The sequence below is a fragment of the Pseudomonas sp. JV449 genome (assembly GCF_032424295.1).
Classification (GTDB): domain Bacteria; phylum Pseudomonadota; class Gammaproteobacteria; order Pseudomonadales; family Pseudomonadaceae; genus Aquipseudomonas; species Aquipseudomonas marginalis.
This window is the reverse complement of record NZ_VYKD01000028.1, coordinates 204,245-218,844: the sequence shown is the minus strand read 5'-3', so window position 1 is coordinate 218,844 and position 14,600 is coordinate 204,245. Positions and strand designations below refer to the sequence as shown.

13 protein-coding genes are annotated in these 14,600 nt (G+C 65.4%); 6 read left to right on the top strand and 7 right to left on the bottom strand.

The window, feature by feature from the left end:
• Positions 1 to 146 precede the first annotated feature (146 nt).
• The 7 genes from F6S08_RS25045 to F6S08_RS25015 are packed head-to-tail and all read right to left on the bottom strand — an operon-like array spanning position 147 to position 8,038.
• Positions 147 to 1,181 carry an ABC transporter substrate-binding protein gene (locus tag F6S08_RS25045; RefSeq protein ID WP_065927397.1) on the bottom strand — a complete coding sequence of 345 codons (1,035 nt, stop codon included), beginning with the start codon at positions 1,179 to 1,181 and terminating at the stop codon, positions 147 to 149.
• On the bottom strand, positions 1,178 to 2,380 hold the full coding sequence (gene metC / locus F6S08_RS25040) for a cystathionine beta-lyase (RefSeq protein ID WP_218064733.1): 1,203 nt from the start codon (positions 2,378 to 2,380) through the stop codon (positions 1,178 to 1,180). The genes F6S08_RS25045 and metC overlap by 4 nt, the downstream gene beginning before the upstream one ends.
• Complete coding sequence (locus F6S08_RS25035) at positions 2,377 to 3,054, bottom strand: amino acid ABC transporter permease (protein WP_315872473.1); 678 nt, start codon at positions 3,052 to 3,054, stop codon at positions 2,377 to 2,379. Before F6S08_RS25035 ends, metC begins: the two co-directional genes overlap by 4 nt.
• On the bottom strand, positions 3,044 to 3,787 hold the full coding sequence (locus F6S08_RS25030; RefSeq protein WP_315872472.1) for an amino acid ABC transporter permease: 744 nt from the start codon (positions 3,785 to 3,787) through the stop codon (positions 3,044 to 3,046). The genes F6S08_RS25035 and F6S08_RS25030 overlap by 11 nt, the downstream gene beginning before the upstream one ends.
• Positions 3,780 to 4,679, bottom strand: coding sequence for a transporter substrate-binding domain-containing protein (locus F6S08_RS25025; RefSeq protein WP_083244941.1), 900 nt, complete (start codon positions 4,677 to 4,679; stop codon positions 3,780 to 3,782). The genes F6S08_RS25030 and F6S08_RS25025 overlap by 8 nt, the downstream gene beginning before the upstream one ends.
• Positions 4,676 to 5,335, bottom strand: coding sequence for a class II aldolase/adducin family protein (locus F6S08_RS25020; protein ID WP_065927401.1), 660 nt, complete (start codon positions 5,333 to 5,335; stop codon positions 4,676 to 4,678). The genes F6S08_RS25025 and F6S08_RS25020 overlap by 4 nt, the downstream gene beginning before the upstream one ends.
• An 18-nt stretch (positions 5,336 to 5,353) precedes the next feature.
• A complete protein-coding gene (locus F6S08_RS25015) occupies positions 5,354 to 8,038 on the bottom strand; it encodes a TonB-dependent receptor (RefSeq protein ID WP_315872471.1) in 2,685 nt (894 codons plus the stop codon).
• 400 nt (positions 8,039 to 8,438) lie between these two features.
• Here F6S08_RS25015 and F6S08_RS25010 point away from each other — a divergent pair, with 400 nt between their 5' ends.
• The 6 genes from F6S08_RS25010 to F6S08_RS24985 all read left to right on the top strand — a co-directional run bounded on the left by F6S08_RS25010 (position 8,439) and on the right by F6S08_RS24985 (position 14,572).
• Positions 8,439 to 9,449, top strand: a complete 1,011-nt coding sequence (locus tag F6S08_RS25010) for a ScbA/BarX family gamma-butyrolactone biosynthesis protein (protein ID WP_027606696.1) — start codon at positions 8,439 to 8,441, stop codon at positions 9,447 to 9,449.
• On the top strand, positions 9,446 to 10,123 hold the full coding sequence (locus tag F6S08_RS25005) for an HAD family hydrolase (RefSeq protein WP_065946932.1): 678 nt from the start codon (positions 9,446 to 9,448) through the stop codon (positions 10,121 to 10,123). The genes F6S08_RS25010 and F6S08_RS25005 overlap by 4 nt, the downstream gene beginning before the upstream one ends.
• Positions 10,123 to 11,340, top strand: a complete 1,218-nt coding sequence (locus F6S08_RS25000; RefSeq protein ID WP_141691310.1) for a cytochrome P450 — start codon at positions 10,123 to 10,125, stop codon at positions 11,338 to 11,340. The genes F6S08_RS25005 and F6S08_RS25000 overlap by 1 nt, the downstream gene beginning before the upstream one ends.
• Positions 11,341 to 11,354: 14 nt before the next feature.
• Positions 11,355 to 12,902 carry an MFS transporter gene (locus tag F6S08_RS24995; RefSeq protein ID WP_065927403.1) on the top strand — a complete coding sequence of 516 codons (1,548 nt, stop codon included), beginning with the start codon at positions 11,355 to 11,357 and terminating at the stop codon, positions 12,900 to 12,902.
• Between the two features lie 228 nt (positions 12,903 to 13,130).
• A complete protein-coding gene (locus F6S08_RS24990; RefSeq protein WP_065927404.1) occupies positions 13,131 to 13,640 on the top strand; it encodes a sigma-70 family RNA polymerase sigma factor in 510 nt (169 codons plus the stop codon).
• Positions 13,637 to 14,572 (top strand): FecR family protein, encoded by a 936-nt coding sequence (locus F6S08_RS24985; protein WP_315872470.1) that lies wholly within the window; start codon positions 13,637 to 13,639, stop codon positions 14,570 to 14,572. The genes F6S08_RS24990 and F6S08_RS24985 overlap by 4 nt, the downstream gene beginning before the upstream one ends.
• Positions 14,573 to 14,600: the final 28 nt, after the last annotated feature.

The window sequence follows — 14,600 nt, the reverse complement described above, 5'->3', positions numbered from 1 at the left end:
GGCACCGACCACCTCGACTTTGCTCAGTCGGGGTTCGGTGGAATCGGCGGCCTGCGCCGCCCAACTTGAATCGGCGACCAACAGGCTGGCCAGCAGGGTCTTGCGGTACTGAGCAATCATTGTCTGTCCTTGGCAAGGGTGTGGCGTTAAAGCCCGGTGTGGGCTTGGGCGAGAAACTCGGGCTGGGCCCACTCGTGCACGCTGAAGTCGTTCTGCAGGAAGCCGCGTTGCACCAGGAAGTCCTTCTTCAGTTCCAGGGCCGCCAGGTTCTGCGGCGCCAGGTTCGGCACAAAATCCAGCTCGGCAATGGCGCGGCGGATAAACCCGGCGTCCGGCAGGAAGGTCACGCGGGTGAACAGCTCGGCGGCGGCATCGCGGTGCTGGTTGATCCAGCGCCCGGCGCGGATCGCGGCGCGCAGGAACGCCACCAACACCTGGGGATGCTCTTCGGCAAAGGCGCGGTTGACGGTGGTGGCGTAGGGGCCGTTGTGGTTTTTCAGGGTCCAGTCCGGGTAGCGTTCCAGGTCTTCGATTACCGTGAATTCACCGCTGGCGAGCAGCGCCGGCACATGCCCAGCGGCGACATGCAGCGCGTCCACACGGCCTTCGGCCAGGGCCTGCACCTCATGCCCGGGTTGGCCATGCAGCCCATGCAGTTGCGACCAGAACGCCGAAGGCCGCACCGCCGGCAGCAAGGTCTGCGGATCACCTTCATCCTCCAGCTCGATCAGGCGCACTTGCGACGGCTCCAGCCCGGCCAGTTGCAGGGCATTGAACAGGCCATGTTCGGCCAGCGCCTTGAGCACATCGACCCGCGCCTTGTTGCGGCTCACCGGTACGCCGATGCGCTTGCCGAACAGGTCGGCGACCTGGCGGATACGCCCCTCGGCACGCACCAGGATCTGCCCGGCGCGTTGGGTGGCGGTGCTGGCCACCAGCAACGTATCGGCCTGGTCGGCGCGCGCCCACAAGGCCGGCACTGCGCCGCCGTCGCGAATCAAGCGCGCTTCGCCATGGGTGAAGTGCGGCAGCCAACCGAGGTTGTCGGGCAGTGAGCGCAGGTAGATCGCGTCGGCGCCGACGCGTTGGTATTCCTCGTCCAGCCAACCGAGTTCAACGGCAATATTGGACGCGACCAGCAGCGGGCAAATGCTGTAATGGGTGGGCAGTGCTTGGCTCATGGCAGACTCCTTGGGGAATGGGGGGTGGTGCTCAGGCGTTCGAGGCCTTGTTGCAGGTCGGCGAGCAGGTCCTCGACGGCTTCAAGGCCTACGTGCAGGCGCAGCAACACGCCTGGTTCAATCAGTGCTGAAGGGTGGCGCTGCTGTTGGCGAATCAGACTCTCGAAACCGCCCCAGCTGGCGCCCATGGCGAACAACTGCAGGCTTTCCAGGAAGGCGTTGGTTTGGGGCTCGAAATGCGGCTTGAGGACCACGCCGAACAGCCCGGTGGAGCCGAGGAAATCGCGCTTGAACAAGTCGTGCCCGATGGCCCCCGGCAGCGCCGGGTGCAGCACCTGGGCCACTTCGGGACGCTGTTGCAGCCACTGCGCGACGGTGAGCGCCGAGCGCTGGTGCTGGCGCAGGCGTACACCCAGGGTGCGCAGGCCACGCAGGCCCAGGTAAGCGTCGTCGGCGCTGGCGATATAGCCCAGTTGGCGGACGGTCTCGCGCACCGTCGAATACAGGGTCTGGGTGGTGACGATCACGCCGAGCATCGCGTCGCTATGACCCACCAGGTACTTGGTGGCGGCATGAATCGAGATGTCCACGCCGTGGGCGAACGCCTTGAAGAACAGCGGCGTGGCCCAGGTGTTGTCGAGCATCAGCAATGCGCCGTGGGCATGGGCGGCACTGGCCAGGGCGGGAATGTCCTGGACCTCGAAGGTGCTGGAACCGGGTGCTTCGGCGTACACCAGGCGCGTATTCGGGCGCAGCAAGCCGGCGATGTCGGCACCGAGCATCGGCGCGAAGTACGTGGCCTCAATGCCATAGCGCGGCAGGATCTGGTCGAACACCTGGCGCGCATGCCAATAGCAATTGTCGGTCACCAGGATATGGTCGCCGGCCCGCGCCACTGCCAGCACCGCGCCGACAATCGCCGCCAGGCCGCTGGGCATGATCAGCCCGCGAAAGCCGCCTTCCAGCTGCGCCACGGCGTCTTCGAACGCGGCGGTGGTGGGGTTGCCGTTACGGCCGTAGATATGCCCGCGATAGTGCGGGTCGGCGGCCTGTTGCAGGTGGTTTTCGAGGGTACCGGTGTCGGGCCAGATAAAGGTCGAGCTGCGATACACCGGGGTGTTGACGCTGCCTTCGTGGCTGGCGGGGTCGCGTCCCAACCGGGTCAGCAGGGTATCGTCATGCATGGGGTCAGTGCTCATGTGCGCTCCAGCCGTTTGGCCAGGCAGGAGAGGGGGTAGATGTAGACAAAGAAGGCGATGAACACCAAGCCGTAGGCGGGCAGCAGCAGGTCGTTGCGCAGTTGGGTGGACAGGTGCGATTGCACGGTGGTCATCAGCTCTTCCACCCCCAGCAGATTGGCCAGGGAGGTGGACATGGTCACCGCGCAATACAGGTTCATCCACGGCGCCACCAGGCTGGGCAGGGTCTGCGGGATGATCACGTGGCGCAGCGCCTGGCCGTGATGCATGCCCAGGGCCCGGGCGGCTTCCCATTGCCCCATCGGCACCGCGCGTACGGCGCCGCGCACGATCTCCGAGACATAGCCGACAGCGGGCAGGGCCAGGCCCAGCGCGACCTTGAGCCAATCCGGCAATTGCCACCAGCGCCCGGCCCAATGCACTTCATAGGGCAACAGGTAGGCCACGTAGAACATCACCACCAGCCACGGCAGGTTGCGCAGCAGGCGGCTCAGATGCCCGGCACCACGACGCAGGCGCGGCCGGGCGCTGACCTGCAGGCTGCCGAGCACGACACCGGCCAGCGTGGCCACCAGCATCGCGGTGACGCCCATGAGGATATTCAGGCCGAAGCCTTGCAGCAGCGCCGGCGCCCACTGCCACAACAGCGCGGGCCAGGACGGTTCAGGCAGCATCGGGCAACTCCTGGCCTGGCAGGCGCAGGTGGTTTTCCAGGCGGCGCAGCAGCCAACTGCTGGCGCCGATCAGCAGCAACCAGACCAGCAGCAAGACCTGCATCATCTCGGCGACGTTGAAGTTGTCCGACCAGATCCGATTGCTCGCATAGAGCAATTCCGGCACCGCAATCGCGTAGGCAATCGAGGTCGACTTGATGGTTTGCACCACCGTATTGCCCATGGCCGGCAGGCTGTTACGCAGCGCCAGCGGCAGTACGATATGGCGCAGTACCGTGACCCCCTGCATGCCCAGGGCCGCAGCCGCGTCGAGGGTGGCGCGGGGTACGGCATCGATCCCGGCGCGCAGGTTCTCGGCCTGGAATGCACCGCTGTGCAGGGCGATCACGATGATCGCCCATTGCGTGCCGTTGAGCAGCCGCACGCTGGTGTCGTCCGCCAGCGGCAGCCAGGCGCCGACGCCGAAGTAGAAAAAGAACAGCTGCACCAACAGCGGCGTGTTGCGAAACAACGCGACGTACCCCGCGCTCAACTGGCGCCACGGCAAGCGACGCGAACCCAGGCCGGCAGCGCCCCACACGCCGATCACCAGGGACAGGGCAATACTCGCCACCGACAGCAACAGTGTCAGGCCCAGGCCGAGCAGGAAGCGCTGGCGGTCCATCGGGTCCCACAGGATGCTCAGCGACAGGCCATGCTGTTCCAGCCACAGGCGCAGGTTGGCCTCACTCATGGCTGGCCCGCGCATGCTGCTGCGCTACCCAGGCATTCGGCGCCAGGCCGTAGCGCTGTTCCAGGCCGATGATCACGCCCTGGGCATGCCAGCCTTCGACAATACTCGACACCGCTGCCAACAACGCCGGCTGGCCCTTGCGCAAAGCAATGCCCCACGGCGCCGGATCCTGGCCCGGCAGCTTGACCTCGTAATCGGCCCATTCCGGCTGGCGCGCCAGGGCGCTGTACAACGCATCGTCACCCATCGCCCCCAGGCAACGGCTGTCGGCCACCGCCTTGCGCACTTCGGCCGTGCCGTTGAACGAGGCGAACTGCACGCCGTAGCGCGTTTCAAACGGGCGCACCCACACACTGGTGGCGGGCGCACACAGGGTCTTGCCGCGCAGGCTTTGCCAGTCCGGCACGGCGGTGCTTTTCGGCGCAAACACCGTGGCGGCCGAGCTGTAGAAACCGGGGCTGGCGAAATCCACTTCGCGCCGCCGTGCGGGGGTGTCGAGCAGGGACGTGACCAGCACTTCACAACGGCCCTGTTCGAGAAACAGCAAGCGGTTGAGCGGATTGACTTGCACAAGTTGCAGCTTGAGCGGCTGGCCGACCTTGGCAGACAACTGGCGTTGCAGGTCGACGATCAGGTCCAGGATCAACCCGCCGGGCTTGCCTTGGGCATCGAAGGTCTTGAAGGGGGGGAATTCGTCGCTGGTGCAGACGTTGAGGGTGCCACGGGATTGGGCCCGTTCCAGCAGGGGGGCGGCGTGGGCGTGGAGCGCGCCGAATGCAAAAATAACCAACAGCGCCCGCTGCCAAAGTGACCTGTCGTAAGGGCCGGAGGCAAGTCGAATCGTCGCACCGCCCCTTCCACTTTTATCAGGGCAACGAGTGAGCGCACTCATGTCGCACTCCAGCCCAGGCGCGACCGCTGCGCCGCGCCGCTGGGAAAGGGCTGCGGCGTACCGAGCTGCTGCGCCAGGAAGGTCAGGTAGGCCGCTTCTTCCAGGTTCACCAACAACCGCGTCGCCGCCAGCACGTCCCGCTCCGACCACGCAAACGGCCCGTGATTGGCCAGCAACGCCGCTGGCGCACGCGGATGTTCGCGTAACGCCGCCACCACCGGCTCCGGCGCATACCGCGGCCCCCACGCCGTCAGCGGCACCTCCTGGTCTTCATCCAGAATCCCCAGCAACTGCGTGGCATGGGGGCGCAACGCTCGGCCGGCAATCGCGAAGGCGGTGAGATACGGCGAGTGCGTGTGAATCACCGCATTCACCGAGGGCCGCTCGCGGTAGATCGCCACGTGCAGCGCCGCCACTTCCTTGAGGTTGTCGGTGAGGCTGCCCTGGCTGTGTTGCAGGTCGAAATCGACAATCGCCGCCACGCCACTGTCGGCGCCGCTGAGCGAGGCGATCACCAGCCGTGCTTCGCCGGGAATACGCAGGCTGATATTGCCCGCCTCATTGCTCGACAACACCTGGTGCTTGATCAGCAGTTGCTTGGCCAGGGCAAAGTCGTGTTCGAACACTTGGGTAAAACGCACAGGATCAAAGCTCATGGGAACTCCTTGGTTGAGTCAGAAGCGGTAGTCGGCTTTCACGTAGTAGAAGGCGCCTTCGGCACCGGCCGGGGAGATGCTCTGGTAGGCCACGCGCCCGCCGACAAAGCGGTTGGCCACGTCGATCTTGTCCGGGTAGCTGTCGAAAATATTGTTGCCGCCCAGGGTCAGGGTGAGCGCCTGGCTGATGTCGTAGGACAGGCTGGCGTTGCTCACCCATTGCGCCGAAAAGGTCTGGTCGCGGGCTTCGCCGAGGTTGGAATCGAGGGTGTAGGTGCCGTAGCGAATCGTGTTGACGCTCGCCTGCCAGGCGCCCTTGTGCCAGTCGGCACCGAGGATCAGCTTGCTGTTGGGCGAGGCGCTTTCCACATAGCTCAGGGCTTCGCGATTGATCAGGGTGATGCCGGTGCCGGCCAGCGGGCCGGGGTTGTCCTTGATGTCGGTGACCTGGGTCTTGCTGTAGTTGAAGGCGCCGTTGAGGGTCAACTGGCTGGCGTCGGCCAGGTCCAGGCGATAGTGGGCGGCGAGGTCCACGCCGCTGGTCTTGGTGTCGAGTGCATTGGTGAAAAAACTCACCCCGGAGTAGTTGCCATAGCCTTGGTTGGCGAGGATCTGGCTGACCTGGGGGCCGCTGAGGGTTTCCGACAGGGCAATGCGGTCCTTGATGCGGATGTGGTACGCATCGAGGCTGACACTTGCACGCTCGAGCGGCTGCCAGACCACGCCGAGGGACAGGCTGGTGGATTTTTCCGGCTTCAGGTCACTGGCGCCCAAGGCGCGGGCGACCGGGGTGTTCACGCTGACGGTGCCGACCTGGTAGGCGGTGGGGTCGCCGGCCTTGAACTCGGTCTGGGTCGCCGAGGTGCCGATCTGCCCCAGGGTGGGCGCGCGGTAGCCGCTGCTCAGGGTCGAGCGCAGGCCCCATTGCGGGGTGAAGTCGTAGCGCGCGGAGAACTTGCCGGTGCTGGTGGTACCGAAGTCGTCGTAGTGCTCGCTGCGCCCGGCCAGGCCCAGTTGCAGTTTGTCGGTGACTTGCTGCTCCAGGCCCAGGTAGCCGCCGAACACATGGCGGGCGTAGCGGCCTTCGTCGCTGTCCTGGGTGCCGGGGAAGCCCTGGGCGCCGCCGGCACGGGCGGGCAGGGCGCTGCCGTGGGTCCAGGAGGCGAGGTCGCCGGCGATCACTTCATAGGCTTCGTTGCGCCACGCCAGGCCGCTGGAGAACACCAGCGGGCCTGCGCCCCAGCCGACCTTGAGTTCCTTGATGTGGTCCAGGCCGACGTTGGTTTGCTCATTGACCAGCGCCCCGGCATTGAAGCTCGTCGGGCTCGCGGCGCCGAGGCTGGCGTTGAGCGAATCGCTGAGGTGATAGTCGATGCGGTTGCGCCCGTAGTTGGCACTGAGGTCAAAGCTGCCAAGTTGCTCATCGCGAATCTTCACGCCGCCGGTGACCGAGGCATCCCGCGAGCGCACGTCGAGCAGTGGCAGGAAACCGTTGGGGTACACGGCCACCAGGTTGTTGGGGTCGATGGGGCGGCGAAAGGTTGCCTGGGATTCGCCGGTACGGTCCTGGTAGGTGGCGAAGCCGTACAGGTCGACCGTGTCGCTCAGGGAAAGGCCGCTGTTCAGCGCCAGGTTCCAGTCTTCAAGGCCCGGCGAGCCGTAGCGCCAATGGCGGTCGGCATCCGCTTCACGGGCGTCGCCGCTGGGGTAGAACTGCCGGCCATCGGTGCCGCCGGTGGAGGTGCGTTCGCTGCGCAGGCCTTCGCCACTGAGGGTGAGGAAGCCATCGCCGGGCAAGGTGAAACCGCTCCAGCCCCCCACCGACCGGCGAAAGCCATCGCCCTTGGTGTACTGGCCGAAGGTGCTTTGCACGGCGCCGCCGTGGTCCTGCTCCTTGAGCACGATATTGACCACCCCGGCAATCGCATCCGAGCCGTATTGGGCCGAGGCGCCATCGCGCAGCACTTCGATATGGTCGACGGCGCTGACGGGAATCGTCGACAAGTCCACCGCCTGTGAGCCACGCCCCAGGGTGGCCTTGGTGTTGACGAACGCCGAGGCATGCCGACGCTTGCCATTGACCAGCACCAGCACCTGGTCGGCGGCCAACCCACGTAACGACACCGGCCGCTGCGACGACACGCCATCGGTGCCGTTGACCTGCGGGTAGTTCACCGACGGCACCAGGGTTTCCAGGGCCTTGGCCAGGTTATCGGTGCCGGCGCGCTGCAGTTGCTCGCTGCTGATCACATCCACGGGGGCCGCGCTTTGCAGTGCGGTGACGTCGCTGCGCCGGGTGCCGATCACCTCCACGGATTTCAGGCGTGGCGCCAGCGGTTGGCTGTTGGCCGCCGGTGCAGGGTCGGTCAGTCGATGGATCAATACCGCACCGCTGGCCGTCTGGCTGAAGCCCAACGGGGAGCCGCCCAAGGCAATGCCCAGCGCCTGTTCCTGGCTCAGTCGGCCCTGGATCGCGCGGCTCCCACGGCCTTCCACCAGCGGCGGGTCGAAGGCGATAGGGTGGCCGCTTTGCTGGGAGATGCTCAGCAGCACCTCATCCAGGGGGCCTGCGGGGATATTGAAGTCAATCACCCGTTGTACCGACGCCGCGTCGTTTTGCGCCAACGCCAGGCTTGGCAGCGTCAGCCCGCCCATGGCCAATGCACACGCCAAAGGCGCCAGGGTGAATCCTGTTTTCAACATGTGAATCTGCTCCGGGTCGTGATGTTCTTTACGACCTTGAGCAACTTCGCGTGTGGATTTTCACTACTAAGTTAGAACGATTAGTTGGGTGTCTAGATGATTTAGTTGCGCTTATAAGCTTCGATCAAATGGGTCTAAGTGCGCAGTGAAAATATAAGGGACTATCTGCACAAGGGTACTGACAGCCAGAACGGGTTGTCCGCGCAAAGCATACAACGTTCACCGCGATGAACGTGTACGGCGGTCTGCACGCTTACGGAGAAGCTCATCAGGAGACAGATACCCATGTCTGAAGTGCAAGTTCTACAGGTTCATGTCCAACGACCTGGCCGTTCGGTCAGTTGTGGAGAAAAAACGTTTCAGCTTAGCCTTCTCGCGGTAATCAAAGGAGGAGATTGCTATGTCTGAAGCCCTGGCTATTCGTTGCGAAAACACCGTGCCGCGCAGCATGGTGCACCGTGCCGCCGTCAGCGAAGTGTTCCTGACCGGCGCGGAACTGGTAAAGGAAGGACACTTTCGCTGCAGCGCCCAACTACCGCGTACCCACAGTTACTTCAGTGAACATACCCACCGCGCCGCCCACTACGACATGCTGTTATTGCTGGAAGTATTCCGCCAGGCGTCAATTTATATCTCCCATGCGTTCCTCGACGTCAGCGCCCAGGACAAGTTTATCTACCTGGACAGTGTGACCCGCGTGACCGACCGGAGTTTATTGGTGGTGGGGGATCGTCCGGCATCCGCCGAGATCGATGTCTACGTGGTGGATGAATACCTGCGCCACGGCGAGCGCAGTGGCGTGACCCTGAACATGTCCCTGAGCATCAATGGCGAAGTGGCTGCACGCCACGAACGCATGAGCATTCGCTGGATGAGCGGCGCGGCCTGGAACAAGATGCGTGCCCGTGGCCTGGCGGCGATTCCCGCCAACGCCGACCCATTGGCACAGTTGCCGCCACCCTTGAGTCCATCCGCCGTAGGGCGTCACTGGCTGAACAATGTGGTGCTCGGCCGTGAACTGGAGCAGGGCGCCGCGACGCTGGTGGCGCCGCTGATCGTCGATCTGAACAATCCGGCGATCTTCGACCACCCCCTCGACCATATCCCCGGCATGCTGTTGCTCGAAGGCTTCCGCCAAGTGGCGCTGGTGGCGGCGGACCGGCAGTTGCAGGTGGGCCCCGAGCAGTTGCTGTTATCCCGCTGCCATGTGGTGTTCACCCGCTTCGGTGAGTTTGGTTTGCCAACCCAGGTCCGTGCGGACCTGACCTCCCTGGCCCGCGACGAACACGGTCGCATCACCCTGGCGCTGGAGGTCGAGCAGGGCGGCGCGGTGATTGCCACCGCTGAGCTGGAGTTGCTGCCGCTGGTCGCCAGCCAACCCTTGGCCCTGGTGGCGGGAGGTGTGCGATGAGCGACCTGCAATTTATCTGGTTCGATTTCGGTGGCGTGCTGTCGCCGCCGATTCCGGCGCTGTTCGAGCAATACCAGGTCAAGACCGGCCTGGCTCCACACGTGCTGCAACAGGCCATGGGCGATGTGGCCGATGAGTTGGGCGTGCCCATGCTCGCGCCGGTGGAGAGTGCCTTGCTCACCGAGCGCGAGTGGGGCGAGCGCCTGGCGCAGGCCCTGCGTCGCCGTGACCCGCAGGTCGATTTATCCCGCGCTCACCTGCACACCTTCGGCGCGCAATGGTTCGCCGGGGTGCCGGCCAATGCGCCGCTGGTGGCCGCCGTGCGCGCACTCAAGCGTGCCGGTTTTCGCGTCGGCATCCTCACCAATAACGTGGTGGAGTGGGAGCGGCATTGGCGGGCGATGGTGGGCCTGGATGAGGTGGTGGACCTGATCGTCGATTCCAGCCAGGAGCGCAGCCGCAAGCCGGAGCCGGCGTTCTTCCAGGTGGCGACCGCGCGCTCGGGCGTCGCGCCGCAGCACAGCCTGTTGATCGACGACGTCGCGGAAAACATCGACGCCGCCGCCGCGCTTGGCTGGCAAGTGCTGCACTTCATCGACAACCACCAGGCGCTCGCCCAGCTGCAGCGCCTCACCGCTGTCAGCCTGTTGCAACCTGCCGTGGAGCCTGCCTGATGAATATCGCCGTGATCGCCAGACCCGAGGTCACCGTGGCACGCATCCCGCAGTTGGATGCACCGCCGGCCTATCAACCCGCCAGCCCCGCCAATGGCCTGCCGAGGATTCTGCTGCCCAGCGGCCACCTGGCCTTTCACCTGACCCGTTACGAACACGTGCAGGCGTTGCTGCTGGATAACCGCGCGATACGCGCCCCGTGCAACGAAGAAGACGGCGCGAGCTTTTTGCCGACCATCACGCCGCCTGAACTGCTGCTCAACAATGACATCCCCGACCATGGTCGCCTGCGCAAGGTGGTGGCCCGGGACTTCAGCCCCAGTGGCGTGGCGTTGCTGCGCGACAAGGTGGAACACGCCACCCATGAACGCCTCGATGTATTGCAGCACCAGGCGCCCGGTGCCGATCTGTTTGCCCATGTGCTTGACCACATCCCCGCCACCGTGGATTGCCAGTTGCTCGGCATCCCCTTGAGTGACCGTGAGTATTACCGGCCCCTCAGCCACACCGTGCAGGTGGCGTCGGATGCGGATGTACCGGAGCTGCTGAACCAGTTCTGGGGTGTGTACAACTACCTGACAGACCTGGTCACCGGTGCGCGGCCCACCGATCCCGATGGGCTGATCCAGCGCTTCGTCGCGACCCGTGCCGACAGCGAGCCGCCGCTCAACGACAAGGAGCTGGTGGGCATCCTCCTGGGGGTATTGATCGGCGGCGACCAGAACATCCTCACGGTGCTGACCAAATCGGTGTACACCCTGTTGGCGGCCCCTGAGCTGTGGCAGCAATTGGTCGACGATCCGGCGCTGATCCCGGAGGCGGTCGAAGAACTGCTGCGCCTGATTCCCCTGGGCACCATCTCGACCTTCCCGCGCCTGGCCAGCGTCGACCTGGAAGGGCCGTGGGGGCTGATTCCCGCAGGCAGCATCATTTACGCCGATGCGTTTGCCGCCAACCGTGATCCGGCGGCGTTCCCCGAGCCCCTGGCGATCCGCCTGGACCGCAAGGGTGCGCGGCATTTGCAGTTCGGCTACGGCATGCACAACTGCATGGGTGCCGCCCTGGCGCGCCTGGAAATCACCACGGTGTTGCAGATCCTCGTGCAGCGCTTCCCGAACCTGCGCCTGGCGGTGCCGGCGGACCAGGTGCCCTGGGTCGACGGCATCATCCTGCGCCGTCCTGCCCGCTTGCCGGTGCACGGCTTCACTTCAACCTGACCTTGGAAGGACCCATGAAAACGACCTTTGCCGATACGGCTCTACTGACCATCATCCTGCTGGCGATCTTCGTCGTGCCCAGTTCCATCTCGGGTACGGCGCTCGCGTTGCCGGCCATCGGCGCCGACATCCAGGCGCCGTTGACCAGCCTGCAATGGGTGGTCAATGCGTTCAACCTGGCGTTTGCCTGCTTCACCCTGGCGTGGGGCGCGCTGGCGGATCGGCTCGGGCGCAAACGCTGTTTTGTCGCCGGCGCTTCGCTGTACGTGGTGGCCTCGGTGCTGTCCGCCGTGGCCGAGAGTGCCTGGCTGCTGGATGCGGCGCGGGGGCTGGCGGGCATCGGGGCGGCGGCGATCTTTTCCTGCGGCATCGCGATTTTGTCCACCCACTTCAGCGGCCCGGCGCGGCTGCGCGCGTTTGCCCTGTTCGGCACCGTTGCCGGCCTGGGCGTGAGCCTGGGCCCGACCTTGTCCGGCCTGCTGCTGGACAGCGTCGGCTGGCGCGCGATTTTCTGGGCCCATGGGGTGACCCTGGTGATCGTGCTGCTGGGCAGCCCGTTGATTACCCGCGATGGCGTGCTGGCTGAACACACCGCGCGCTTCGATGTGCCGGGTGCGACGCTGTTTGTGCTGGCATTGTTGGCGCTGATGGTGGCGATTGTGCAGGGCTCGCAATGGGGCTGGAGCAGCCGCGGTGTACTCGGCCTGGTGGCGGTCGCCGTGGTGCTGTTGGCGGTGTTTACCTGGCAGGAGCGTCGCCACCTGCAGCCGATGCTCGACCTGTCGCTGCTGGCGCGCGGGCCCTTTGTCGGCCTGGCGCTGGTCACCGTGGCGGCGTCGTTCGGCTTTGTGACCTTGCTCACGTACCTGCCGAGCTACCTGTTCGGCGTGCTGCAATTGAGCGCGACCCATGCGGGCCTGGCGATGTTGCTGCTGACGGTGCCGATGCTGTTTTGCCCGATCCTGGCGGGCAAGTGGGCGGCACGCGGGGTGTCGGCGATCGGCATTCTCAAGGCCAGCCTGATTGCGTTGTTGGTCGGTGTGGTGGCGTTGGCGCTGGTCAGCCAGGTCGGTGTGGCGCTGTGGCAACTGGCAGTGCCGCTGTTGCTGGTGGGCATCGGCATGGGCCTGTCGGCCGGGCTGGTGGATGGCCTGGCGCTCAAGACCGTGCCGGAGCAGAAGGCCGGGATGGCGGCGGGCCTGCTCAACACCTTCCGCCTGGGCAGTGAGGCGATTGCGGTGGCCTTGTATGGCTCGCTGCTGGCGACCTTGCTCGACAGCCAGTTGCGCGGCACGTTGAGCCGCCTGGCGCCCGACCCGGCGACCCTGCAACGCTGGATCGACGACGTCGCCGCCGGCAATCTCACCGGGTCCCTGCAAACCCTGGGCGCGGAGCAGGCGGGGGCGGTGCACAGCCTGTTTATCGGCGGCTATGACAGTGCCTTCCATGGCGTGCTCTGGGCGCTGGCGGTGATCCTGCTGGTGCTGACCGTGGTGGTCACCTGGCTGGTACGCCCATTGCGCGAACAGGAACGCAGCGAGGCGCAACTGGCCACGCACTGAGCCACGCGCCGCATCGCCTGCGACAGCCGCAGGCGGTGCTTTGGCGTGCCCGTAAAAGCGCCGAAGGTTATGCAGAAAATGCAGCTTGATGGCTTTTTTTATTCTTTTATCTGGTGAAGCCCCCTGGGGCAAACTGGACTCACCTGCCCGGACGCAGGTCTACCTCAAACCGACAGGCCCACCACCACTTGTCCGCTGGCGTGTGCAGTCCATGAAGATTATGGACCTATGGACCCGAATGCTTTGCTCAAGACCCGCCTTATCGGCCAGATTTTCCAGCAGCACTACAGCTGGCTATGCGCCCGCCTGTCCTATCGCACCGGTTGCAGTCACAGCGCCGAGGACATCGCCGCCGAGACCTTCCTCAAGGTGTGGATGCTGCCCGACCCCACGGCCATTCGCGAACCGCGCGCGCTGCTGACCACCATCGCCCAGCGCCTGATGTACGAGAGCTGGCGCCGACGCGACCTGGAAAAAGCCTATTTGCAGATCCTGGCCGACGTGCCGGAGCACGTGCACCCATCGCCCCAGGAACAACTGATTCTGATCGAGAGCCTGTTGGCCATCGACCGGCTGCTGGACGGCCTGTCGGGGCAAGCCAAGGCGGTGTTCGTGCACAGCCAGTTGGACGGCATGACCTACACGCAGATCAGTGAACGCCTGGGCCTGTCCCTGGGGCGCATCCACCAATTGATGACCCAGGCCCTGCGCGCCTGTTACCTGGGGTTGAGCGAGTGAGCAAACAGCCTTTGAACGACCCGGTGGCCGAGGAAGCCATCGGCTGGCTGGTGCAGATCCAGTCCGGCGACTTCAGCCCCGCCCAGCAGCAGGCGCTGGATGAATGGCGGGGCACCTCGGCCCATCATCGCCAGGTATATGCGCAACTGCTCGCCGGTCTCGATCAGCTCAAGGCCTCACCCTGGCGCGAGCGCTCCAGCGCGCAGTTGCTGCGCAGCCTGGAGCAACCCAACAGCCGTCGCGCATTTCTGCGTACCAGTCTGTGTGCGCTGGGACTGGCGGCCGGCGCGGGGTGGGGCTGGCGTTTTGAAGACGCGGGGCAGACCTACGCCACCGGCACGGCCGAGCGTCGCACCTGGCAACTGGCCGATGGCAGCACCCTCAAGCTCAATGCCCGCAGCGAGGTGGTCTCGACGTTGGCCGGGGACGCGCACAGCCTTGAACTGCGCACCGGCGAAATGCTGGTGAACCTGCTGCGTCCGCTGCAGGTCAAGACCCGCGCCGCCCATATCAGTGCCACCACGGGCCGCCTGATGCTGAGTGAACAGGACGGCGCGATGCGCCTGGTCACCCTGGATGCCGACGCGGTGCTGCACTTCGACGGCGGTGCGCAGCAACGGGTGGCCATGCACCAGAGCACGCTGTTCGACCACCAGCGCATCCTCACCCAAGTGCCCATGGCCGCCACCGAAACCGCCTGGCTCGACGGCTGGCTGGTGGTGCGCAACCAGACACTGGCCAGCGTGGTGGAAGCGATCCGGCCCTACCGCAAGGGCATCGTGCGCCTGGATGCCGCGGTGGCGCAGCTGCGCGTGAGTGGCCGGTTCCCGCTGGATGATGCGCGCCAGACCCTGGAGGCCTTGGAGCAAAGCTTGCCGATCAGGGTGACGCAGTGGGGTGGGGTGCTGGTGTTGATCGGGGCGCGGGCCTAGGGGCCGGTCAGGCGCATGGGGGCTGAAG